Annotated in this window: 17 protein-coding genes; 8 read left to right on the top strand and 9 right to left on the bottom strand. The window is 69.1% G+C overall.

Annotated elements, in window-relative coordinates; genetic code table 11:
• Positions 1 to 210 precede the first annotated feature (210 nt).
• Entirely contained in the window at positions 211 to 390 is a 180-nt protein-coding gene (locus OG456_RS26845; protein ID WP_116502594.1) for a hypothetical protein, read from the top strand.
• Between the two features lie 115 nt (positions 391 to 505).
• On the opposite strand, the gene dnaE is transcribed toward OG456_RS26845, so the two are convergent.
• Entirely contained in the window at positions 506 to 4045 is a 3540-nt protein-coding gene (dnaE, locus tag OG456_RS26840; protein ID WP_266565264.1) for a DNA polymerase III subunit alpha, read from the bottom strand.
• Positions 4046 to 4270: 225 nt separating this feature from the next.
• Here dnaE and OG456_RS26835 point away from each other — a divergent pair, with 225 nt between their 5' ends.
• The 5 genes from OG456_RS26835 to OG456_RS26815 all read left to right on the top strand — a co-directional run bounded on the left by OG456_RS26835 (position 4271) and on the right by OG456_RS26815 (position 10379).
• Complete coding sequence (locus OG456_RS26835) at positions 4271 to 5596, top strand: DUF2252 domain-containing protein (RefSeq protein WP_323136356.1); 1326 nt, start codon at positions 4271 to 4273, stop codon at positions 5594 to 5596.
• Positions 5597 to 5661: 65 nt separating this feature from the next.
• On the top strand, positions 5662 to 6369 hold the full coding sequence (locus OG456_RS26830) for a hypothetical protein (protein WP_266565260.1): 708 nt from the start codon (positions 5662 to 5664) through the stop codon (positions 6367 to 6369).
• 62 nt (positions 6370 to 6431) lie between these two features.
• Complete coding sequence (locus OG456_RS26825; protein WP_266565258.1) at positions 6432 to 7241, top strand: thioredoxin domain-containing protein; 810 nt, start codon at positions 6432 to 6434, stop codon at positions 7239 to 7241.
• Between the two features lie 142 nt (positions 7242 to 7383).
• Entirely contained in the window at positions 7384 to 9063 is a 1680-nt protein-coding gene (locus OG456_RS26820; RefSeq protein WP_266569443.1) for an alkaline phosphatase, read from the top strand.
• A gap of 317 nt (positions 9064 to 9380) precedes the next feature.
• The gene (locus OG456_RS26815) at positions 9381 to 10379 is read left to right on the top strand and encodes a zinc metalloprotease (RefSeq protein WP_266565257.1); all 999 of its coding nucleotides are present in this window, start codon (positions 9381 to 9383) and stop codon (positions 10377 to 10379) included.
• Positions 10380 to 10395: 16 nt separating this feature from the next.
• Here the strand turns inward: OG456_RS26815 and OG456_RS26810 are convergent, their stop codons facing one another.
• The 6 genes from OG456_RS26810 to OG456_RS26785 form a co-directional block, all read right to left on the bottom strand.
• On the bottom strand, positions 10396 to 10965 hold the full coding sequence (locus tag OG456_RS26810; RefSeq protein WP_266565256.1) for a dienelactone hydrolase family protein: 570 nt from the start codon (positions 10963 to 10965) through the stop codon (positions 10396 to 10398).
• A 52-nt stretch (positions 10966 to 11017) separates the two neighbouring features.
• Positions 11018 to 12604 carry a Na+/H+ antiporter gene (locus OG456_RS26805; RefSeq protein WP_266565255.1) on the bottom strand — a complete coding sequence of 529 codons (1587 nt, stop codon included), beginning with the start codon at positions 12602 to 12604 and terminating at the stop codon, positions 11018 to 11020.
• Positions 12605 to 12881: 277 nt separating this feature from the next.
• Complete coding sequence (locus OG456_RS26800) at positions 12882 to 13385, bottom strand: GNAT family N-acetyltransferase (protein WP_266565253.1); 504 nt, start codon at positions 13383 to 13385, stop codon at positions 12882 to 12884.
• On the bottom strand, positions 13382 to 14323 hold the full coding sequence (locus OG456_RS26795) for an RluA family pseudouridine synthase (protein WP_266565251.1): 942 nt from the start codon (positions 14321 to 14323) through the stop codon (positions 13382 to 13384). Before OG456_RS26795 ends, OG456_RS26800 begins: the two co-directional genes overlap by 4 nt.
• 62 nt (positions 14324 to 14385) lie before the next feature.
• Positions 14386 to 14967, bottom strand: a complete 582-nt coding sequence (lspA, locus tag OG456_RS26790) for a signal peptidase II (RefSeq protein WP_266565249.1) — start codon at positions 14965 to 14967, stop codon at positions 14386 to 14388.
• A gap of 102 nt (positions 14968 to 15069) precedes the next feature.
• A complete protein-coding gene (locus tag OG456_RS26785) occupies positions 15070 to 16062 on the bottom strand; it encodes a TraR/DksA C4-type zinc finger protein (protein WP_266565247.1) in 993 nt (330 codons plus the stop codon).
• Between the two features lie 318 nt (positions 16063 to 16380).
• On the opposite strand from OG456_RS26785, the gene OG456_RS26780 reads away from it, so the two are divergent.
• Together OG456_RS26780 and ileS are read left to right on the top strand one after the other, a co-directional pair.
• Complete coding sequence (locus OG456_RS26780; protein WP_266565245.1) at positions 16381 to 16572, top strand: DUF1059 domain-containing protein; 192 nt, start codon at positions 16381 to 16383, stop codon at positions 16570 to 16572.
• Positions 16573 to 16954: 382 nt separating this feature from the next.
• Positions 16955 to 20083 carry an isoleucine--tRNA ligase gene (gene ileS / locus OG456_RS26775; protein WP_266565243.1) on the top strand — a complete coding sequence of 1043 codons (3129 nt, stop codon included), beginning with the start codon at positions 16955 to 16957 and terminating at the stop codon, positions 20081 to 20083.
• 291 nt (positions 20084 to 20374) lie between these two features.
• On the opposite strand, the gene OG456_RS26770 is transcribed toward ileS, so the two are convergent.
• Together OG456_RS26770 and OG456_RS26765 are read right to left on the bottom strand one after the other, a co-directional pair.
• Entirely contained in the window at positions 20375 to 21550 is a 1176-nt protein-coding gene (locus tag OG456_RS26770; RefSeq protein ID WP_266565241.1) for a DivIVA domain-containing protein, read from the bottom strand.
• Positions 21551 to 21596: 46 nt separating this feature from the next.
• Positions 21597 to 21881 carry a YggT family protein gene (locus tag OG456_RS26765; RefSeq protein WP_033318070.1) on the bottom strand — a complete coding sequence of 95 codons (285 nt, stop codon included), beginning with the start codon at positions 21879 to 21881 and terminating at the stop codon, positions 21597 to 21599.
• Positions 21882 to 21927 lie beyond the last annotated feature (46 nt).

Here is a 21927-nt window from a genome sequence, read left to right as displayed (position 1 = left end):
ACACGGGGGTTAACGGCCCGAACTCGATCTTCGGCGTGGCGGATCGGACGAATTCCCGAAACGGCCCGCTCACAGAACTCCCGTCGCGCTCCGAACAACGCTCTGACAGCGCTTATTACGCACGGTAATTCTCTGAAATGCGTGCCTCGTCAGCATATGTGAATCTGAATCCGGCCCTGGCCCCTAGACCCCCCGCAGGAGGCAGTCACCATGGCCAAGAACAAGAACCGCAAGCAGGGCGACCAGCGCAGCCGCGCCTCCGCCTCCGAGCAGGCTTCCGAGCAGGCCAAGTCGGCCGGTATGGAAGCGCAGTCGGAGATGCAGTCGCAGGCTCAGGGCACGCCCGCGGATGTTGCCCGTAAGCACCAGCGCCGCTTCGGCCACAACTGACGCCTTCCGTAAGGCAAGTGGCCCTTTGGTCACACAGTGAGGGGCTCTCCCGGAGGAATCCGGGAGCGCCCCTCACTCACGTAATGACCAGAGCCTCAGGGCCTCTCGGCCCGTGTCAGCCCGCCAGGCAGGACGGCCCGAGCAGCACCTTCAGGTCGCCGAAGAGCGCGGGGTCGGGCTGCACTCGGTGCCGGTCGAGCCGCAGCACCGTTGTCTTACGGGCGCCTTGAAGCTTGATCCGCACCTCGCTGTTGCCCTTGTGGTGGCTGAGGATCTCGCCGAGCCTGCTGACCATCGGCGGGGTCACCTTCATCGTGGGGATGGTGATCGTCACGGGCGCGTTGGTCCCGGCGTTCGACAGGTCGGGGACCATGAGTTCCATCGCGACGAGGCGCGGCACGTCCTCACGCTTGTCGAGGCGGCCCTTGACGAACACGACGGCGTCCTCGACGAGTTGGGTCGACACCAGCTGATACGTCGCCGGGAAGAACATGCACTCGATGGAGCCGGCCAGGTCCTCGACGGTCGCGATGGCCCAGGCGTTGCCCTGCTTGGTCATCTTGCGCTGGAGGCCCGAGATGATGCCGCCGATGGTGACGATCGAGCCGTCCGAGTAGTCGCCGCCGGTGAGCTGCCCGATGCCGGCGTCGGCCTTGTCGGACAGCACGTGTTCGAGGCCGAACAGCGGGTGGTCGGAGACGTAGAGACCGAGCATCTCGCGCTCCTGGGCGAGGAGATAGGTCTTCTCCCACTCGTCCTCGGAGAATTCGACGTCGAGCCCGAAGCCCGGCTCGCTGCTGTCCTCCTCGCCCATGCCGCCGAAGAGGTCGAACTGGCCCTCGGCCTCCTTGCGCTTGACCTGCACGACGTTGTCGATCATCGGCTCGTACTGTGCGGTGAGGCCCTTGCGGGTGTGCCCCATCGTGTCGAACGCGCCTGCCTTGATCAGCGATTCCGTGGTGCGCTTGTTGCAGGCGGCGGCCTCGACCTTGTCGAGATAGTCGGGGAAGGAGGCGTATTTCCCCTTCGCCTTGCGGCTGCGGATGATCGACTCGACCACGTTCGTACCGACGTTACGGACGGCGGAGAGGCCGAAGAGAATCACGTCGTCGCCCTGGGCGGCGAAGTTGTGTTCCGACTCGTTCACATTCGGCGGGAGAACCTTGATGCCCATGCGCCGGCATTCGTTCAGATAGACCGCGGACTTGTCCTTGTCGTCCTTCACCGACGTGAGCAGCGCGGCCATGTACTCGGCCGGGTAGTTCGCCTTGAGGTAGGCGGTCCAGTAGGTGACGAGGCCGTACGCGGAGGAGTGCGCCTTGTTGAACGCGTAGCCGGCGAACGGCACCAGGACGTCCCACAGGGCCTGGATCGCCGCGTCGGAGAAGCCCTTCTTCTTGGCTCCTCCCTGGAAGAGGACGAAGTTCTTCTCCAGCTCCTCGGGCTTCTTCTTGCCCATCACGCGGCGCAGGATGTCGGCCTCGCCGAGCGAGTAGCCGGCGATGATCTGGGCGGCCTTCTGCACCTGCTCCTGGTACACGATGAGGCCGTAGGTGAGACCCAGGGTCTCCTTCAGCGGCTCTTCGAGCTCCGGGTGGATCGGGGTGATCTCCTGGCGCCCGTTCTTGCGCTCCGCGTAGTTCGTGTGCGAGTTCATTCCCATCGGGCCCGGCCGGTACAGGGCCGAGACGGCGGAAATGTCCTCGAAGTTGTCGGGCTGCATCTGGCGCAGCAGCGAACGCATCGGGCCGCCGTCGAACTGGAACACCCCGAGCGTGTCGCCGCGGCAGAGCATCTCGTACGTCTTGGGGTCGTCCAGCGGCAGGGAGAGCATCTCCAGGTCGATGCCCTTGTTGGCCTTCACCATCTTGACGGCGTCGTCCATGATCGTGAGGTTGCGCAGGCCGAGGAAGTCCATCTTCAGCAGGCCGAGCGACTCGCACTGCGGGTAGTCCCACTGCGTGATGGTCACGCCGTCCGAGTGCCGGACCCAGATCGGGGCGTGGTCGACGATGGGCTCGCTGGACATGATGACGCCGGCGGCGTGCACGCCCATCTGACGGACCAGGCCCTCGACGCCCTTGGCGGTGTCGATGACCTTCTTGACGTCCGGCTCGTTCTCGTACATCCCCCGGATCTCGCCCGCCTCGCTGTAGCGCGGGTGGGCGGGGTCGGTGATGCCCGACAGGTCGATGCCCTTGCCGAGGACGTCGGCGGGCATCGCCTTGGTGAGGCGGTCGCCCATCGCGTACGGGTAGCCGAGGACGCGCGCGGAGTCCTTGATCGCGTTCTTGGCCTTGATCTTTCCGTAGGTGCCGATCATGGCGACCTTGTCGGCGCCGTACTTCTCGGTCACGTACCTGATCACTTCGACGCGCCTGCGCTCGTCGAAGTCGATGTCGACATCGGGCATGGAGACGCGCTCGGGGTTCAGGAACCGCTCGAAGATCAGGCCGTGCGTGATCGGGTCGAGGTCGGTGATGCCCATGGCGTACGCGACGATCGAACCGGCCGCGGAGCCTCGGCCGGGGCCGACCGCGATGCCGTTGTTCTTCGCCCACATGATGAAGTCGGCGACGACCAGGAAGTACCCCGGGAACCCCATCTGGATGATGATGTCCATCTCGTACTCGGCCTGCTTCTGCCGGTCCTCGGGGACACCGCCCGGGTAGCGGCGCTCCATGCCGACCCGGACCTCCTCCTGGAACCAGGTGACCTCGGTGAAGCCCTCCGGGATGTCGAACTTCGGCATGAGGTCGCGCTTCTCGAACATGCCCGTGGTGTCGATCTGCTCGGCGACCAGGAGCGTGTTGGCGCAGCCCTCCTGCCAGGCGTCCGAGGAGTCGACGGCGTACATCTCGTCGGTCGTCTTGAGGTAGTAGCCCGTGCCGTCGAAGCGGAAGCGGTCCGGGTCCGAGAGGTTCTTGCCGGTCTGGATGCACAGCAGGGCGTCGTGCGCGGTCGCCTCGTGCGCGTACGTGTAGTGCGAGTCGTTCGTCACCAGGGGCGGGATGCCGAGCTTCTTGCCGACCCGCAGCAGGTCGTCGCGCACCCGGCGCTCGATGTCGATGCCGTGGTCCATCAGCTCCAGGAAGTACCGGTCCTTGCCGAAGATGTCCTGGTACTCCGCCGCCGCCTTGACCGCCTCGTCGAACTGCCCGAGGCGCAGGCGCGTCTGGAGCTCACCGGAAGGGCAGCCGGTCGAGGCGATGAGCCCTTCCGACCACTGGGAGATCGTCTCCTTGTCCATACGCGGCCACTTCTGCAGCCAGCCCTCGGCGTACGCGTCCGAGGACAGCTTGAAGAGGTTGTGCAGGCCCGTGCTGTTCGACGCCCAGATCGTCTTGTGGGTGTAACCACCCGAACCGGACACGTCGTCCCGCTTCTGGTGCGGCTGGCCCCACTGGACCTTGCGCTTGTTGCGCCGGGACTCGGGGGCGACGTACGCCTCGATCCCGATGATCGGGACGACCCCGGACTTCTTCGCCGTGTGGAAGAAGTCGTACGCCCCGTGGAGGTTGCCGTGGTCGGACATGGCGATGTGCGTCATGCCCATTTCATTGCAGGCGTTGAACATGTCCTTGAGCCGCGCGGCACCGTCCAGCAGCGAGTACTGGGTGTGGACGTGCAGGTGCGTGAACGGCGGCTTTGACACGGCTTCGGCCTCCAACGGAAAACGGAAAGATACGGACCGGCGACAGGCTGCGGGCAGTCGGGCGGACAGCTTGGAAGTCTACGGGTGGCCACTGACAACCGTCGGGCACTCGGGGGTACGGTCGGGCGTTGGACAGAGCAGGACAGCTGTCCCCCATGGCACGATCCACGGTCACCGTCCGCCGTCACCCCCGACGGCACAGCCCGCACCAGGAGGCACCCCGCGATGTCGGTCCCGCAGCCCACCGCTGAGCAGCGCGGCGAGCAGATCCTCACCGTCTTCGACACCGCGTTCGGCGAGCTCCTGGCCGCCGACCCGGCGGCGTTCCGGGTCAAGTTCCGGAAGATGGCCTCGTCCGCGTTCGCGTTCTACCGCGGCACCGCGTGCCTGTTCTACGCGGACCTGGAGCGCGAGCGGCACGGCGGCCCGTACCTGGACGACCGGACGGGCCGGGTGTGGATCCACGGCGATCTGCACGCGGAGAACTTCGGCACGTACATGGACTCCACGGGCCGCCTGATCTTCAATGTGAACGACTTCGACGAGGCGTACGTCGGCCCCTTCACCTGGGACCTCAAGCGCTTCGCCGCCTCCGCGGCGCTGATCGGCTACTCCAAGGCGCTCGGTGACGAGCAGATCACCGAGCTGGTGCGCACGTACGCGGGCGCGTACCGCGAGCGGATCCACGCGCTCGCGACGGGCGCCAAGAGCGACGAGGTGCCGCCCTTCACCCTGGACACCGCCGAGGGCCCGCTCCTGGACGCGCTGCGCGACGCCCGCTCCCTGACCCGCTTCGGACTGCTCGACTCGATGACGGAGATCCGTGACTTCGAGCGCCGCTTCGCGCCCGACGGCGGCTCCATCGAGCTCGACGCGGCCACGCGCTACAAGGTCCTCGCGGCCTTCGACGGGTACCTGGAGACGCTCCCCGAGTCGTCCCTGACCCGTCCGGACTCGTACCGCGTGAAGGACGTCGTGGGGCGGCGCGGCATCGGCATCGGCTCCGCGGGCCTGCCCTCGTACAACATCCTTCTGGAGGGCAACAGCGACGCCCTGGAGAACGATGTCGTGATCTACCTCAAGCAGGCGCAGACCCCGGCCGTGTCGCGGCACATCACGGACGCGGCGATCCGGGACTACTTCGAGCACGAGGGCCACCGCACGGTCATCTCGCAGCGCGCTCTCCAGGCGCACGCGGACCCGTGGCTGGGGTGGACCGAGCTGGACGGCTCGGGGCAGCTGGTCGCCGAGGTCTCGCCGTACGCGGTGGATCTCGACTGGTCGGACATCGACGACCTGGAGGAGATCGCCGCCGTCGTCGCCGACCTCGGCCGGGCCACGGCAACGATGCACGCGGCGGCCGACGACCTGTCCGGGCAGTCCCTGGTGCCGTTCTCCACGGAGCGGGCCATCGACGCGGCGATCGCGGCGGACGAGGACGGCTTCGCGGGTCTGCTGGTCGACTTCGCGCACGACTACGGGGCACGCGCGCGTGCGGACCACCAGATCTTCGTGGACCTCTTCCGCAACGGCCGGATCCCGGGCCTGTAGGCCACAGGGGCCGACAACGCACCCGTAACGCACAGCGACCCTTTAGGGGTCCCTTACAGGAACGCATGGCACACTCCTCCGCGATGGACGACATATCCGGGACCCAGCTCAGAGCCGTGCGCGCGGCGCTCTTCACGGCGCTCGTCGTGACGCTCTCCGCCGCGTCGCACGTCCTGCTGTCCCGGGTCCCCCTGCCGGTGGTGACGGTGGCGGCCACGGCCTTCGCCGTCTTCGTCCTCGCGTACGCGCTGGCGGGGAGTGAGCGGAGCTTCGGCCGGATCGCGGCCCTGCTCGTGCCGCTGGAGCTGGCCGCCGACACGGTGTTCACCACGGGCCAGCACGTCTGTTACGGCGCGGCGGGCGGGCCCGTCACCGGGCCGCTGCGCGCGGTCGGCCTCGACGTCCTGTGCGGCGGCAGCGTCGGCACGCCGCTGGCCCGCATGACCGGTGGCAACTCCGACAAGGCGGCCGCGCTCCTCGCGCACACCGACCCGGCCGCCGCCTGGCTGCTCCTCGGCGTGCATGTCGCCGTGGGCCTCCTCGCCGCCGCCTGGCTGCGCCGCGGCGAGCAGGCGCTGGCCCAGCTGCTGCGCGCGGTCGCCGGATTCACGTTCCGCCCGCTGCTCATCGCCTTCGCCGCGGTGCGGGCCCACCTGGAGCCCGTACGCCGCCTGCCGCGGCGCCCTGCGCGCCGGGTGCGGGCCGCGCGTACGCAGCTGTGGGCGCACTCCGTGGGACGGCGCGGACCGCCGTGCGTGGCTCTGGCCGCCTGAGGCCACGAGCCCAGCACAGCAGTCCCCCTGAAGACTTCGCAGAACCCACACGGAGAACGATCATGAGCCAGAGGAACAGCCAGGCCGCGAAGACTGCCGCCCGCGAGCGGCTTCGCGTCGAGCGCGAGCGGCAGGCCAAGAAGGACAAGGCGAAGCGGCAGGTGAAGGTCGCCGGTGCCATCGTCGCCGTCCTGGCGATCGCCGGCGGCATCGGCTTCGCCGTGATGCAGGCCAACAAGCCCGGCTACTGGGAGGCCGCGAAGGACGACAAGCTGGTCGCGCCCGCGAACACGTCGGGCAAGAACGGGACCACGGTCGTCATCGGCAAGGACAGCGCGAAGAAGACCCTCGCGATGTACGAGGACCCGCGCTGCCCGATCTGCGCCACCTTCGAGCAGACCGTCGGCTCGAACGTCGACAAGGACGTCGAGGCCGGCAAGTACAAGATCCAGTACATCGGCGCGACCTTCATCGACAACAGCGACAACGGCGAGGGCTCCAAGAACGCCCTCAGCGCCCTGGGCGCCGCGCTGAACGTCAGCCCGGAGGCGTTCCTCCAGTACAAGACCGCGCTGTACTCGAAGGCGAACCACCCCGAGGAGACGGACGACAAGTTCAAGAAGGACGCCTACCTGATCAAGGTGGCGAACACCGTCGACGCCCTCAAGAACAACAAGGCGTTCCAGAAGGACGTCCAGGACGGCACCTACGACAAGTGGGCGCTGACCATGTCGAAGAAGTTCGACGACAGCGACGTCAAGGGCACGCCGACCCTCAAGATGGACGGCAAGACGCTCACCGGGCCCGACGGGAACGCCCCGATGAACGTGGCCGACTACACGACCGCGATCGACAAGGCCCTCAAGGCCTGACGGTCCTGCCGGCTGATTGCTCTGCCCGCTGATTGCTCTGCCGGCTGACGCGCCGTCGAAGTGTGGGCGAACTCTTCGGAGTTCGCCCACACTTTGCTTTTACTGGTCAGTAATGTGATCGCTCGTGACCAGTCGACTCAACATAGACAGACCTCTCGGCACCGCAGCCGGGACGGCCGATTCCCTTGCCCCGCGCCGCCGTTCGGTCGTGAAGGCCGCCGCCGCCACGGCCGGCGCCGCGGCCCTCGCCCCGCTCGCCACCGCGCACGCCGCGCACGCGGCCGACGGGCCCGCCTTCCTGCACGGCGTCGCGTCGGGCGACCCGCTGCCCGACGGCGTCCTCCTGTGGACGCGCGTGACGCCCACTCCCGATGCCGTGCCCGGCTCCGGAAAGGGCCCCGACACGGACGTCCGCTGGGAGATCGCCCAGGACAAGGACTTCCGCCAGGTCGTCGCCCACGGCACCACCACGGCCCGGGCGTCCGCCGACCACACCGTCAAGGCCGACGTAAGGGGCCTGCTCCCTGCGAGCGTCTATTACTTCCGCTTCTCCGTAGAAGGCACTCAGAGCGCCGTCTCCCCCGTGGGCCGTACGCGCACGGCGCCCGCGCTCGACGCGCAGGCCGCGGGCGTCCGGTTCGGCGTGGTCTCGTGCTCCAACTGGGAGGCCGGCTACTTCTCGGCGTACCGCCACCTCGCCGCCCGCACGGACCTGGACGCGGTGCTCCATCTCGGCGACTACATCTACGAGTACAAGACCGGCGAGTACCCCGAGGCCAAGTACGTCGTACGGCAGCACGAGCCGCGGCACGAGATCCTCACGCTCGCCGACTACCGCGTGCGCCACGGCCTGCACAAGACCGACGCCGACGTGATGGCCGTGCACGCCGCGCACCCGCTGATCGCCATCTGGGACGACCACGAGTTCGCCAACGACGCCTGGTCGGGCGGCGCCGAGAACCACACGCCCGGCACCGAGGGCGACTGGGCGGCGCGTCAGCAGGCCGCCAAGCAGGCCTACTTCGAGTGGATGCCGGTGCGCCCGTCCACCGCGGGCACGGTCTACCGCCGCCTGCGCTTCGGCAAGCTGGCCGATCTGCATCTGCTCGACCTGCGCTCGTTCCGCTCGCAGCAGTCGACCGTCGGCAACGGCGACGTGGACTCCCCCGAGCGCTCCATCACCGGCCGCGCCCAGCTCGACTGGCTGAAGGCGGGCCTGGCCGCGTCCGACGCCTCGTGGAAGCTCGTCGGCACCTCGGTGATGATCTCGCCGGTCGCCTTCGGCTCGCTGCCGGCCCATCTGCTGGAGCCGCTCGCCGAGTTGCTCGGCCTGCCGACCGGCGGCCTCGCAATCAACGTCGACCAGTGGGACGGCTACACGCACGACCGCAAGGAGCTGATCGGGCACCTGCGGGACAAGGCGATCCGCAACACGGTCTTCCTCACCGGCGACATCCACATGGCCTGGGCGAACGATGTGCCGGTGACGGCCGGAACGTATCCGCTCTCCCCGTCCGCGGCCACGGAGTTCGTCGTCACGTCGGTGACCTCCGACAACCTCGACGACATCCTGCACGTGGCTCCGAACACCATCTCGACGGTGGCGGAGGGCGCCATCAAGGCGGCCAACCGCCATGTGAAGTGGCTGGACATGGACGCGCACGGCTACGGCGTCCTCGACGTCACCGCCGAGCGCTCGCAGATGGACTACTACGTCGTCTCCGACCGCAGGGATCCGGCGGCGACGACCTCCTGGGCCCGCTCCTACCGCACGCTCAGCGGCACGCAGAAGGTCGAGCGGGTGAACGCGCCGGTTCTCTGACCCGGACATCGGGTGACTGGCAAGGGGCCAATTCCGGCCACTCGTCGGCGCGTTAAGAACAGATCACAGCACTACGGCGGGTGGTGCTGTCCGTGGATCGAATGCGGACACACCACCCGTCGCGGTAACCGCTCCCGTTACGTACGGATCTCAAACTCCGGACGCCACACGAAAATTTCTCCCCGTTGCCCCGAATTGCCGGAGGAAGAGCGGTAATTGATTGGGCCAGAACATCGCTCTTCAAGGGATGACATGGCCACGTAATCTCCCCGCGGCGGCGAGGAAGTTCCTCCCCCACCCGTCCGCGAGGAGTCCGCATGACCACGCTTGCCCGAATATCTCCGCTGATGCGCCGTCGGCTGATCGGCACCGCGCTGGTGGCCGGAACCCTGGCCATCGCCCCGCTGTCCGCCCCGTCGGGCAGTGCCGCGACCGCCAAGGCGTCGGCCTCCGCGCAGAAGTGCGCCGACAGTGGCAACGCCGTGGCACGCGAGAAGAAGCCCACCGGCGCCGACCACGCGCAGGAGCCGAACGAGGTCAGCGCGGCCAAGGCCAAGTCCATGGACGCGGACATGCAGCGCAGACTCGACAGGATGCGCGCCGACGGAACACTCTCCAGAGGCCTCGCCGCCGCGTCGACCACGATCCCGGTCTACGTCCACGTCATCCACGACGGCGCGACCGGCAATCTCACGTCGACCGACATCGCCAAGCAGATCGACGTCCTGAACGCGGCCTACAGCGGCCAGGGCACCGGCAACAACGACTCGGGCTTCCAGTTCACCCTGGCCGGCACCGACTACACGGACAACGCCGCCTGGTACAACGGCATCACGCCGGGCTCCGCCGCCGAGAAGTCCATGAAGTCCACGCTCCGCAAGGGCGGCGCGAACGCGCTCAACTTCTACACGGCCAACCTCGGCCAGGACCTGCTCGGCTGGGCGACCTTCCCGTCCTCGTACAAGTCGAACCCGTCCGACGACGGTGTGGTCATCCTCGACACCTCGCTCCCGGGCGGCTCGGCCACCAACTACAACGAGGGCGACACCGGCACCCACGAGATCGGCCACTGGATGGGGCTGTACCACACGTTCCAGGGCGGCTGTAACGGCAACGGTGACTACGTATCCGACACCCCGGCCGAGAAGAGCGCCGCGTTCCAGTGCCCGACCGGGCGCGACACCTGCACCAACAAGACGGGTGTCGACCCGATCCACAACTTCATGGACTACACGTACGACTCCTGCATGTACCAGTTCACCGCGGGCCAGGTGCAGCGGATGAAGGACAGCTGGACGGCGTACCGCGCGGGCTAGCGGACCGCGGTACGGCCTAGAGCGAATCGAGGAAGCCGAGCGCCACCCGCCAGGTGGCCTCGGCCGCCTCCGCGTCGTAGTCCGGCAGTTCGGGGTCCGTGTAGAGGTGGCCGGCGCCCGCGTACCGGTAGACCTCCACGTCGGCGCCGGTCCGGCCCATCTGGAGGTACCAGGCGCTGAGCCAGTCGTCGGTCTCGAACGGGTCGGGCTCGGCGACGTGCAGCTGGACGGGCAGTTCGTCCACGGAGGCGTTCTCGGCGATGTCCGAGGTGCCGTGCAGGAGCAGCAGGCCGCGCGCCTTTTCGTCGCCGAGGGCCAGGGTCTGCGCGATCGAGGCGCCGAGGGAGAAGCCGGCGTAGACGAGCCCGCGCTCGGAGTAAGGGGCGGCGGCGAGGATGGCGCGCTTGAGCAGCTCGTCCTTGCCGATCTCCTCGTTGAAGGCCATGCCGTCCTCGACGGTGTCGAAGGTGCGGCCCTCGAAGAGGTCCGGGGTCCACACCTCGTGTCCGGCGGCCCGCAGCCGGTCGGCCGCGTCACGGACGGCGGGACGCAGGCCGTACGTCGAGTGGAAAAGCATGATGTTCATGTGGCCCATGGTGCCATCCGGGGGCGCTCGTGACCGTCAGCGGCCGCGCTCCTCAGCGCAGGCTGCGCACGTCGAGGTGGCTCAGTACGCGGTCCACGATCTCGGGGTCGGCGCCCGGCTCGCTGCGCGCCGCGAGCACCTCGTGGCGGGCGGCGGAGAGCATCTCGTTCTGGATGCGGCGCACGCGCTTGATTCTTGCGACGCGCTTGGCGTGCGCCTCCTTGCGTTCCTCGCTGCCCAGTTCGGGGTCGATGCGCAGTCCGATGTCGTAGGCCCTGCGCGCCATCTGGTCGGAGAGGTCGTCGGGCAGCTCCTCGACCTCCTCGATCTCCTTCAGCCGCCGCTTGGCGGCCCTGGCCGCGCGGAGCGCGAGCTGCTGCTCGAACTCCTTCTCGGCCTCGGCGTCCGCCTTGACCCCCAGCTTCTTCACCAGCCAGGGCAGGCTCAGCCCCTGGAGCACGAGGGTGCCCATGATGACGCCGAACGCGATGAAGACGATCTCGTCACGGTCGGGGAACGGTGAGTTGTCGTCCATGGTGAACGGGATGGCGAGGGCCAGGGCGACGGATGCGACCCCGCGCATGCCCGCCCACCACATGATCACCGTCTCGCGCCAGGAGATCGGGATGTCCTCGTCGAGGTCCCGCCGTACATGCAGACGCCGCGTCAGCCAGGTCGCCGGAAGCAGCCACAGCAGGCGTACGAAAACGACGACCGCCACGACGGTGCCGGCCCAGCCGAGCATCTCGCCCCAGCGGCCGGCCGCGGTCCTGATCGCGTTGTGCAGTTCGAGGCCGATGAGGCCGAAGGCGACGCCGGTGACGAGTGTGTCGACGATGTCCCAGAAGGCGCGGCCGGTCAGCCGGGTCATGACGTCGTCCGCGTCGACGGCGTACTCGGCGAGGAACAGCGCCGTGACGAGTACGGCGAGCACGCCGGAGCCGTGCAGTTCCTCGGCCAGCACGTACGAGGCGTACGGCATCAGGAGCGTCAGGCCGATCTGGAGCGTGGAGTCGTCGAGGAAGTCCATCAGCTTGTTGGCGGTCCAGCCGATCACGAGCCCGACGACGAGCGCGACGACGGCGGACAGGAGGAGCGAGACGACGGCCTCCGGCCAGGAGAAGCTGCCGCTCACCACCGCGGCGATGGCCACGTGGTAGAGCACGATCGCGGTCACGTCGTTGAACAGGCCCTCGCCCTCCAGGGTCGACACCAGGCGGCGGGGCAGGCCGAGTTGGCCGGCCACGGCGGTCGCGGCGACGGGGTCGGGCGGCGCGACGAGAGCGCCGAGCACGACCGCCGCGGCGATCGGGAGGCCCGGCACGATGGCGCTGGCGACGAACGCGACGGCAGCCGTGGTGACGAAGACCAGGGCCACGGCAAGCAGGAAGATCGGTCTCTTGTTCGCGGTGAACTGACGCCATGACGTGCGCTTCACAGCCGCGTAGAGCAGAGGAGGCAGCAGGATCGGGAGGATCAGGTCGGGCGGGACCTCGACGTTCGGCACGACCGGCAGGAGCGCCAGACCGATGCCGAGCAGTGTCACCAGGACGGGCGCGGGCAGCCCGAGCCGGTCTCCGAGTGGCACGCTCAGCACGGCCCCGAGCAAGAGCACGAACAGCAGGGCCAACTGATCCACGGTGCGCACCCCGGCGAGTAGCGGCGGTCAAGCCATCGGACGATCAAGTCCCCAGCGTGCCACGCACATCGCTCTGTGGTGATTTGTGGCGCGGGTCGGCGCCGTGGAGACGCGGGTCCGCCCAGCTGAGACGCGAGTCGGCCGTTGAGACCGGCCACGCTCCGCGCGCGGCCCCAGGGAGTCGACGCGACGGGGGTCCCCCTGCCCGAGCGAAGCCGAGAGCTTGGGGGAGTGCGCACCAGACCCCGCGAGCCCAGCATGATCCAAGCGAAAGGGCCTAGACCTGCGGCTGACCCAGCGCCTTCCGCATCGCCCGGTGCGGAATCCCCGCGTCGGGGAACTCCGGACCGTACACGGCATAGCCGAGGCGCTCGTAGAACCCCAGCGCATGCGTCTGCGCGTGCAGGTCCACGGCGACGAGCCCACGCTCCGCCGCGGCGTCCTCGATGGCCCGCACGAGGGCCGCGCCCACGCCGAGCCCGCGCGCGGCCTTCGCCACCGCGAGCCGCCCGAGCGCACCGACCCCGGCGTCCCCGCCGTTCTTCGCCACGGCCGCGGCGCCGGTCAGCAGCCGCCCCGTGCCGAGCGGCTCACCGTCGGCGCGCAGCGCCAGCACGTGCACCGTGCCGGCCCCGCTGTCGTGCTCGTCGTACTCGAGCTCCTGAGGAACCCGCTGCTCGACGACGAAGACCTCCTGGCGCACCGCGAAGCAGGCCTTGCGGTCGGCGTCGCTGTCGGCGACCCGCACCACATATGAGGAAGAGGGCTGCGGCACGGTCACGAGCTCTCCGCCCGGACGCGGTCCAGGGCGGTCTGCAGGTCCTCGGGGTACTTGCTGGAGAACTCCACCCACTCGCCGTCGGCCGGGTGCTCGAAGCCGAGCCGCACGGCGTGCAGCCACTGGCGGGTGAGGCCGAGCCGCTTGGCGAGCGTCGGGTCGGCGCCGTACGTCAGGTCGCCGACGCAGGGGTGCCGGTGGGCCGACATGTGCACGCGGATCTGGTGCGTACGCCCCGTCTCCAGCTTGATGTCGAGGAGGCTGGCGGAGCGGAACGCCTCGATGAGGTCGTAGTGCGTGACGGAGGGCTTGCCCTCGGCTGTCACGGCCCACTTGTAGTCGTGGTTCGGGTGGCGCCCGATGGGGGCGTCGATCGTGCCGCTCATCGGGTCCGGGTGCCCCTGGACCAGCGAGTGGTAGCGCTTGTCGACGACGCGCTCCTTGAACTGCCGCTTCAGCGTCGTGTACGCGCGCTCCGACTTGGCGACGACCATGAGGCCGGAGGTGCCGACGTCGAGCCGGTGGACGATGCCCTGGCGCTCGGCGGCGCCGGACGTGGAGATCCGGTACCCGGCTGCGGCGAGGCCGCCGATCACGGTCGTCCCGGTCCAGCCGGGGCTGGGGTGCGCGGCGACGCCCACCGGCTTCATGATCACGACGATGTCGTCGTCGTCATGGACGATCTCCATGCCCTCGACGGGCTCGGCGACGATCTGCACCGCGGCGGGCGCCTGCGGCATCTCCACCTCGAGCCAGGCCCCGCCGTGCACGCGCTCGGACTTGCCGACCACAGAGCCGTCGACCGCGACCTTCCCCGCCGCGGCGAGCTCGGCGGCCTTGGTGCGGGAGAAGCCGAACATGCGGGAGATGGCGGCGTCTACGCGCTCGCCCTCCAGGCCGTCGGGCACGGGCAGGGTTCGGATCTCGGGAAACGTGCTCACCCATTGAGTATGCAGGAGCCCGCCGACACTCCGGACCGCGCGAGGGGAAAGCCCCTGGTCCCTCAGTCCTTGTGGACGGTTCCGTCCGGGTCGAGCCCCCGGAACGAGAGGAGCACGATCAGGATGCCGCCGCACACGATCGCCGAGTCGGCGAGGTTGAACACGGCGAAGTCCTTCGGCGCGATGAAGTCGACCACGGCCCCTTCGAAGACGCCGGGCGAACGGAAGATCCGGTCGGTGAGATTGCCGAGCGCCCCGCCGAGCAGCAGCCCCAGGGCGATCGCCCAGGGCAGGCTGTAGAGCTTGCGGGCGAGCCGGGCGATCACGACGATCACGGCCGCGGCGATCACGGTGAAGATGATCGTGAATGCCTCACCGATGCCGAACGCGGCGCCCGCGTTCCTGATCGCCTCGAGCCGCAGCCAGTCACCGAGGAGCTTGATCGGCTCGTGGTGCTCCAGCCTCGCGACCACGATCATCTTGCTGACCAGGTCGAGGGCGTACGCGAGGGCGGCCACCGCGAACAGCACGGCGATCTTCCGCTTGCCCTTGGGCCGCTCCTGGGCCTCCCCGCCGTTGTCCGGCCCGTCTGCCCCCGCATCCGGGGTGTCCGGAGTACCGATGACGCGCTCCGCCTCTGCCACGTGAGTCCCTCAACCTAGGTACCTGACTGAGGACGAGAGTACGGCACACACGTACGCCCTCAGCAGCCCAGGAGCGACTCCATGACGCCGCGCGCAGCGGGGTCAGTAACGGCGCTCCTGCTTCTGCTTGCACTCGACGCACAGGGTCGCCCGCGGGAAGGCCTGCATCCGCGCCTTGCCGATGGGGTTCCCGCAGTTCTCGCAGATCCCGTACGTCCCCGCGTCGAGCCGCTCCAGGGCGCGCTCGGTCTGCTGGAGCATCTCCCTGGCGTTCGCGGCCAGCGACAACTCGTGCTCCCGCGTGATGTTCTTCGTGCCGGTGTCCGCCTCGTCGTCGCCGGCGCCGTCCCCGGAGTCCCGCATGAGCCCGACGAGGGACTTCTCCGACGACTCGATCTCGCTGTTCAGGCGCAGCGCCTCGCTCTGGAGCTCCGCCCGCGCCTCCTCGACCTCCGCCGGGGTCCACGGGTCCTCGCCCGGCCGTACCGCGAGCTCGCCCGGCTTCGCGGCCGCGATCCTCGCCTTCGGCACCGCGCGGGACTTCTTCGCCGTGGCCGTGCCAGGGGTCTTCTTCGCAACCACAGTCGTGGCTCCCGTCGTCTCCGCGGCCGACGCCGCGCCATCGGCCGCGGACGCGACCGCCTTCTTCTCCGCGGTCTTGTGGCCGGTGGCCTTCTTGACCGCGCTCTTCCTGGCGCCCGTTCTCCCGGCCGCGCCCTTCTCGGCGGCGACACTCTCCGCTTCCGCGGAGACCCGCGGGGACGCCGCAGTCGCGGCGGCCTTCGCAGCCTTCCTCGACTTGGCGGTCTTGGTGTTGTTGGTGGCCTTGGTTACGGGCTCGGCGGCCGTCTTCGCGGCCGTCGCCGTCTTCTTTGCGGCCGCGGTCTTCGTACCCGCGCCCTTCGTAGTGGTCTTCGTGGCCGCCGCGCCCTTCTTGGCGGCCGTCTCCGTCGCGGTGCTCTTCTTCCCGGCGGCCGGCTTCTTCGCGGCCGGAGCCGCCTCGGCCGCCGCCGTCGAGGGCACCGCCTCCTCGGCCGCGGCCTTCACGCCGACGGATGCCTCACGCACCCCCGCCGGACTCTTTTTCGCCACCATGGCCGCGGCCCCTTCACATTTTGTGATCTTGCTCGCGAATCGTGCTGGGACGATAAATCGACTTCTGACCCGCGGCAACGGGGCACACCGCCCGATGCGCCCGCCCCGCACGTCCCGCGCGGCAGACTTGCAAGCGTTGTGCCCAGCTCCCCGCCGGGTAATCCGCCGGGGAGCCCGGCCCGAGGATCCGCCGCGCCCCATGTCGCCATTCGGGTCAGCCCACGCGGCCGTGACCAGCCCGGCGAAAGCCCCTGACGAGCCCGCCTCGCAGGGCTCCGGAGGAATAAACTGGAGCGGAAGCGGAGAAGGTGCATCATCATGCGCAAAGTAGTCGACTGTCGTGACATGCCGAGCGAGACGAACTGCACGCTCGCCATCACGGGCGAGGAGGACGAAGTGGTCCGCGCCGCGGCCGAGCACGCCGTGTCCGTCCACGGCCACACCGACACCCCCGAGCTGCGGAACATGATCCGCAGCGGACTCAAGGACGAGACCCCTCAGCACGTCTGACACCTGCCTCCCCGGGTACTCCGTCGCCCGCCCGAAAACCGGTCGGCCGCGTACGCCCGCGCCCCGTACACTGGGCGGAGCGAGAAGCGTGGATGGGGCCGAGTAGCGGCGTACGCAGCCATGAGCGACCTGGGGACGGTGGAAGCCCGGGGGCGAGCGCGACGCGAAGATCACCCCGGAGCCGCCGGAGGAAAGCCCCGCTCGCGGGGCGAGTAGAACCGGCATCGCGACCCCAATGAGGGGGCTCACCGGAGCATCCAGCGCCCCGGAGGGCCAAGGAGGGTGGTACCGCGGGAGCGCGCCGCACACGGCGTACGTCACAGACGAAGCTCTCGTCCCTCCGACGGAGACGGAAGAAACAGTGTCCGCCGGAGGAAGATCGATGACGTACCGCCAGGTGCCCGCCCAGGTCGACCTGCCCGCCCTCGAGCACGCCGTGCTCGATTTCTGGCGCGAGCAGAAGATCTTTGCCAAGAGCTTGGAGCAGTCCGAGGGACGCCCCGAGTGGGTGTTCTACGAGGGCCCGCCCACCGCCAACGGCATGCCGGGCGCCCACCACATCGAGGCCCGCGTCTTCAAGGACGTCTTCCCGCGCTTTCGCACCATGCGCGGCTACCACGTGGCCCGCAAGGCCGGCTGGGACTGCCACGGTCTGCCCGTGGAGCTGGCGGTCGAGACGGAGCTCGGCTTCAACGGCAAGAAGGACATCGAGGCGTTCGGCATCGCCGAGTTCAACGCCATGTGCCGCGAGTCCGTGACCCGGCACACCGACGCCTTCACCGACCTGACGACCCGCATGGGTTACTGGGTCGACCTCGACGACGCGTACCGCACCATGGACCCCGAGTACATCGAGTCCGTCTGGTGGTCGCTCAAGGAGATCTTCAACAAGGGCCTGCTGACCCAGGACCACCGCGTCGCCCCCTGGTGCCCCCGCTGCGGCACGGGGCTCTCGGACCACGAGCTGGCGCAGGGCTACGAGACGGTCGTCGACCCCTCCGTCTACGTCCGTTTCCCGCTCACCTCCGGTCCGCTGGCCGGCGAGGCCTCGCTCCTCGTCTGGACGACGACCCCCTGGACGCTCGTCTCGAACACGGCGGTCGCCGCGCACCCCGACGTCCGTTACGTCGTCGCGACGGACGGCAACGAGAAGGTCGTCGTCGCCGAGCCCCTCGTCGAGAAGGCGCTCGGCGAGGGCTGGGAGAAGACCGGCGAGTCCTTCACCGGCGCCGAGATGGAGCGCTGGAAGTACCAACGTCCGTTCGAGCTCGTGGAGTTCCCGGCCGAGGCCCACTACGTGGTCAACGCCGACTACGTCACGACCGAGGACGGCACCGGTCTCGTCCACCAGTCCCCCGCATTCGGCGAGGACGACCTCAAGGTCTGCAAGGCGTACGGCCTGCCGGTGGTGAACCCGGTCCGTCCCGACGGCACCTTCGAGGAGGACGTCCCGCTCGTGGGCGGTGTCTTCTTCAAGAAGGCGGACGAAAAGCTCACCGAGGACCTCAAGGACCGCGGCCTGCTCTTCCTGCACGTCCCGTACGAGCACAGCTACCCGCACTGCTGGCGCTGCCACACGGCGCTGCTCTACTACGCGCAGCCGTCCTGGTACATCCGCACCACGGAGATCAAGGACCGCCTCCTCCAGGAGAACGAGAAGACCAACTGGTTCCCGGAGAACGTGAAGCACGGCCGCTTCGGCGACTGGCTGAACAACAACATCGACTGGGCTCTCTCCCGCAGCCGCTACTGGGGCACCCCGCTCCCGCTGTGGCGCTGTGAGGACGACCACCTCACCTGCGTCGGCTCGCTGGCCGAGCTCAGCGAGCTGACCGGCACCGACCTGGCGAACCTGGACCCGCACCGCCCGTTCATCGACGAGGTCACCTTCGCGTGCCCCCAGTGCGAGAAGACGGCCACGCGCGTGCCCGAGGTCATCGACGCCTGGTACGACTCGGGTTCGATGCCGTTCGCGCAGTGGGGCTACCCGTACAAGAACAAGGAGCTCTTCGAGAGCCGGTACCCGGCGCAGTTCATCTCGGAGGCCATCGACCAGACCCGCGGGTGGTTCTACACCCTCATGGCGGTCGGCACGCTCGTCTTCGACAAGTCGTCCTACGAGAACGTCGTGTGCCTCGGCCACATCCTCGCCGAGGACGGCCGCAAGATGTCCAAGCACCTGGGGAACACCCTCCAGCCGATCCCGCTGATGGACCAGCACGGCGCGGACGCGGTGCGCTGGTTCATGGCCGCCGGCGGCTCCCCGTGGTCCGCGCGCCGCGTCGGCCACGGCACGATCCAGGAAGTGGTCCGCAAGACCCTCCTGACGTACTGGAACACGGTCGCCTTCCAGGCCCTGTACGCCCGTACGTCGGACTGGTCACCCAGCGAGGCCGACCCGGCCCCCGCCGACCGCACCCTGCTCGACCGCTGGCTGCTCTCCGAACTGCACGCACTCACCGACCAGGTGACGCAGTCCCTGGAGGCGTACGACACCCAGCGCGCCGGCAAGCTGCTCTCCTCGTTCGTCGACGACCTGTCGAACTGGTACGTGCGCCGCTCGCGCCGCCGCTTCTGGCAGGGCGACAAGGCGGCCCTGCGCACCCTGCACGAGGTCATCGAGACGGTCACGCGTCTGATGGCGCCGCTGACTCCGTTCATCACGGAGCGGGTCTGGCAGGACCTGGTGGTTCCCGTCACGCCGGGCGCCCCCGAGTCGGTCCACCTGTCCACGTGGCCGGAGGCGGACCTCTCCGCCGTCGACCCGGACCTGTCGCGGCAGATGGTCCTCGTCCGGCGCCTCGTCGAGCTGGGCCGCGCCACGCGCGCGGAGTCGGGCGTCAAGACGCGTCAGCCGCTCTCCCGCGCGCTGGTCGCGGCCGCGGGCTTCGAGACGCTCAACCCGGAGCTGCACGCGCAGATCACCGAGGAGCTCAACGTCTCCTCGCTGGCGTCGCTCTCCGAGGTCGGCGGCTCCCTGGTCGACACGACCGCCAAGGCGAACTTCCGCGCCCTGGGCAAGCGGTTCGGCAAGGGCGTCCAGGCGGTCGCGAAGGCGGTCGCCGAGGCGGACGCCGCCGCGCTCTCGCTCGGCCTGCGCGAAGGCACGGCGTCGGTCGAGGTGGACGGCGAGACGATCACGCTGGCGCCCGACGAGGTCATCATCACGGAGACCCCGCGCGAGGGCTGGTCCGTCGCCTCGGACTCCGGCGCAACGGTCGCGCTCGACCTGGAGATCACGGAGGAGCTGCGTCAGGCGGGCCTGGCCCGTGACGCGATCCGCCTGATCCAGGAGGCCCGTAAGAACAGCGGCCTGGACGTCGCGGACCGGATCGCCCTGCGGTGGACGTCCACGGAGCCCGCGGTCGTCACGGCCCTGTCCGAGCACGCCACGCTGATCGCGGACGAGGTCCTCGCCACGGACTTCGCCCAGGGCGAGGCCGACGACACCTACGGCGAGACGTTCACGGACGAGCCTCTCGCCCTCGCGTTCCGCCTCCACAAGGCGTAACCCACGACCGAAGGCCCGGTCCCGCCAAAGATCTTGGCGGGACCGGGCCTTCGGCGTTTCGTACTCACGCACAGATGAACGTTTCTGCACCGCCGCCCAGGCAGCATCCGCGCCTGGCCCAGGGCGGTGTCCACGCCTGGCTCACAGCGGTGTCCGCACCTGGAGCGCAGCGGTGTCCGCCTCTGGCCCACGGCGACCTCTGCGCCCTGACCACGGCAAAGGGCCGGGCCCCCGGAAATCCGGGGGCCCGGCCCTTGAACGCTGCCGACGCCTAAGGCGTGGTCACGCCCGTCAGTTGTCGTCCTCGTCGATGAGGAAACCGCGCATCGGCGACGGAGCCTGCTGCATCGGCGCGGGACCCTGGGGCCGCACCGGCGCCATCGGCTGCGTCATAGCGGGCGACATCTGCTGCTGGCCGCCGTAGGACGGACCAGCCGGAGGCTGGTTGCCGCCCATGGTCTGGTTGCCACCGTAGGACGGGGCACCCGCACCGGCCGACGCCATGGAAGGCGCGGGCGACGGCGGCAGCGACGCGGTCGCCGGCGTCCGCGGGGGAGCCAGCGAGTCGTCGGCCTGGGTCTCCAGCTGACGCAGCTGCGACTCGAGGTAGGACTTCAGACGCGTGCGGTACTCGCGCTCGAAGCCACGCAGGTCCTCGACCTTGCGCTCCAGCGTGGCGCGGGCGGACTCGAGGGAGCCCATCGCGACGCGGTGCTTCTCCTGCGCGTCCCGCTCCAGGGCGTCGGCCTTGGCACGGGCGTCACGCTCGAGACCCTCGGCGCGGCTGCGGGCCTCGCCGACGATCTTGTTGGCCTCGGAACGGGCCTCCGCGATCGCCTGGTCGGCGGTCTGCTGCGCAAGGGAGAGGACACGAGCGGCGCTGTCGCCACCGGGGCCCTGACCAGGCTGCGGCATCTGCGGACCGTGACCGCCCATGGGGCCACCCATGGGACCGCCCATCGGGCCGCCCATCTGCTGCTGCATCTGGCCCTGGCCCATCTGGCCCTGACCGAGCTGGTTCTGGCCGGGGTGACCCTGGCCCATCGGACCCTGGCCCATCGGGCCGGGACCCTGCGGACCGGGACCCTGCGGACCATGTCCACCGGGGCCTGCGGGCAGCTGCGGCGCACCGCTGGGCAGCTGGGGCGGGCCGCCCATGGGGCCACCCATCTGCTGCTGCGGCTGCACCGGCTGCGGGCCCGATATTGCGGCGGGCACCGGCGCACCGGGACCGCGCTGGTCCTGCGGTTCCGGAGGCTTGCGCATCCCGCCCTGCTGCTGGTTCTGCGCAGCGGCGCGGGTGGCTGCGGCGAGCTTCGCGCGCAGGTCCTCGTTCTCTCGGAGAAGGCGAGTCAGTTCGCCTTCGACCTCGTCGAGGAAGGCATCGACCTCGTCCTCGTCATAGCCTTCTCGGAGGCGGACGGTCGTGAACTGCTTGTTCCGCACGTCCTCGGGGGTCAACGGCATCTCTTCACCTCAACGTAGTCGTCGGCATTCGGCAAGACCGTATCGTTCACAGCCGGCTCACGACGGAGATCAGGATGTAGACGATGATCATCAGTACGAAGAAGGACAGGTCGAGCGCCACGCCCCCGAGACGCAGCGGCGGAATGAACCGCCGCAGAAGCTTGAGCGGTGGATCAGTGACAGTGTAGGTGGCCTCAAGTACGACCACCATCGCCTTGCCGGGTTGCCACGAGCGGGCGAACTGGAAGACGTAGTCCATGACCAGCCGGAAGATCAGCACGATGAGGAAACACATCAGCGCGATGTAGACAACATCCAAAACCACGCTCATGTCCGCGGTTCCCTCTCCCCTGTGTCTCGTGCCTCGTGGCTAGTTA

The organism is Streptomyces sp. NBC_01446 (assembly GCF_026340095.1).
Classification (GTDB): domain Bacteria; phylum Actinomycetota; class Actinomycetes; order Streptomycetales; family Streptomycetaceae; genus Streptomyces; species Streptomyces aureus.
This window is presented reverse-complemented; position numbering and strand designations above follow the sequence as displayed.

Excerpts from the sequence above, each read along its gene's own strand:
- ileS (WP_266565243.1), top strand. The coding sequence starts at position 16,955 with ATGACGTACCGCCAGGTGCCCGCCCAGGTCGACCTGCCCGCCCTCGAG.
- OG456_RS26830 (WP_266565260.1), top strand. The coding sequence starts at position 5,662 with ATGGCACACTCCTCCGCGATGGACGACATATCCGGGACCCAGCTCAGA.
- OG456_RS26770 (WP_266565241.1), bottom strand. The coding sequence starts at position 21,550 with ATGCCGTTGACCCCCGAGGACGTGCGGAACAAGCAGTTCACGACCGTC.
- OG456_RS26825 (WP_266565258.1), top strand. The coding sequence starts at position 6,432 with ATGAGCCAGAGGAACAGCCAGGCCGCGAAGACTGCCGCCCGCGAGCGG.
- OG456_RS26815 (WP_266565257.1), top strand. The coding sequence starts at position 9,381 with ATGACCACGCTTGCCCGAATATCTCCGCTGATGCGCCGTCGGCTGATC.
- OG456_RS26810 (WP_266565256.1), bottom strand. The coding sequence starts at position 10,965 with ATGAACATCATGCTTTTCCACTCGACGTACGGCCTGCGTCCCGCCGTC.
- OG456_RS26765 (WP_033318070.1), bottom strand. The coding sequence starts at position 21,881 with ATGAGCGTGGTTTTGGATGTTGTCTACATCGCGCTGATGTGTTTCCTC.
- OG456_RS26780 (WP_266565245.1), top strand. The coding sequence starts at position 16,381 with ATGCGCAAAGTAGTCGACTGTCGTGACATGCCGAGCGAGACGAACTGC.
- OG456_RS26845 (WP_116502594.1), top strand. The coding sequence starts at position 211 with ATGGCCAAGAACAAGAACCGCAAGCAGGGCGACCAGCGCAGCCGCGCC.
- OG456_RS26835 (WP_323136356.1), top strand. The coding sequence starts at position 4,271 with ATGTCGGTCCCGCAGCCCACCGCTGAGCAGCGCGGCGAGCAGATCCTC.
- OG456_RS26785 (WP_266565247.1), bottom strand. The coding sequence starts at position 16,062 with ATGGTGGCGAAAAAGAGTCCGGCGGGGGTGCGTGAGGCATCCGTCGGC.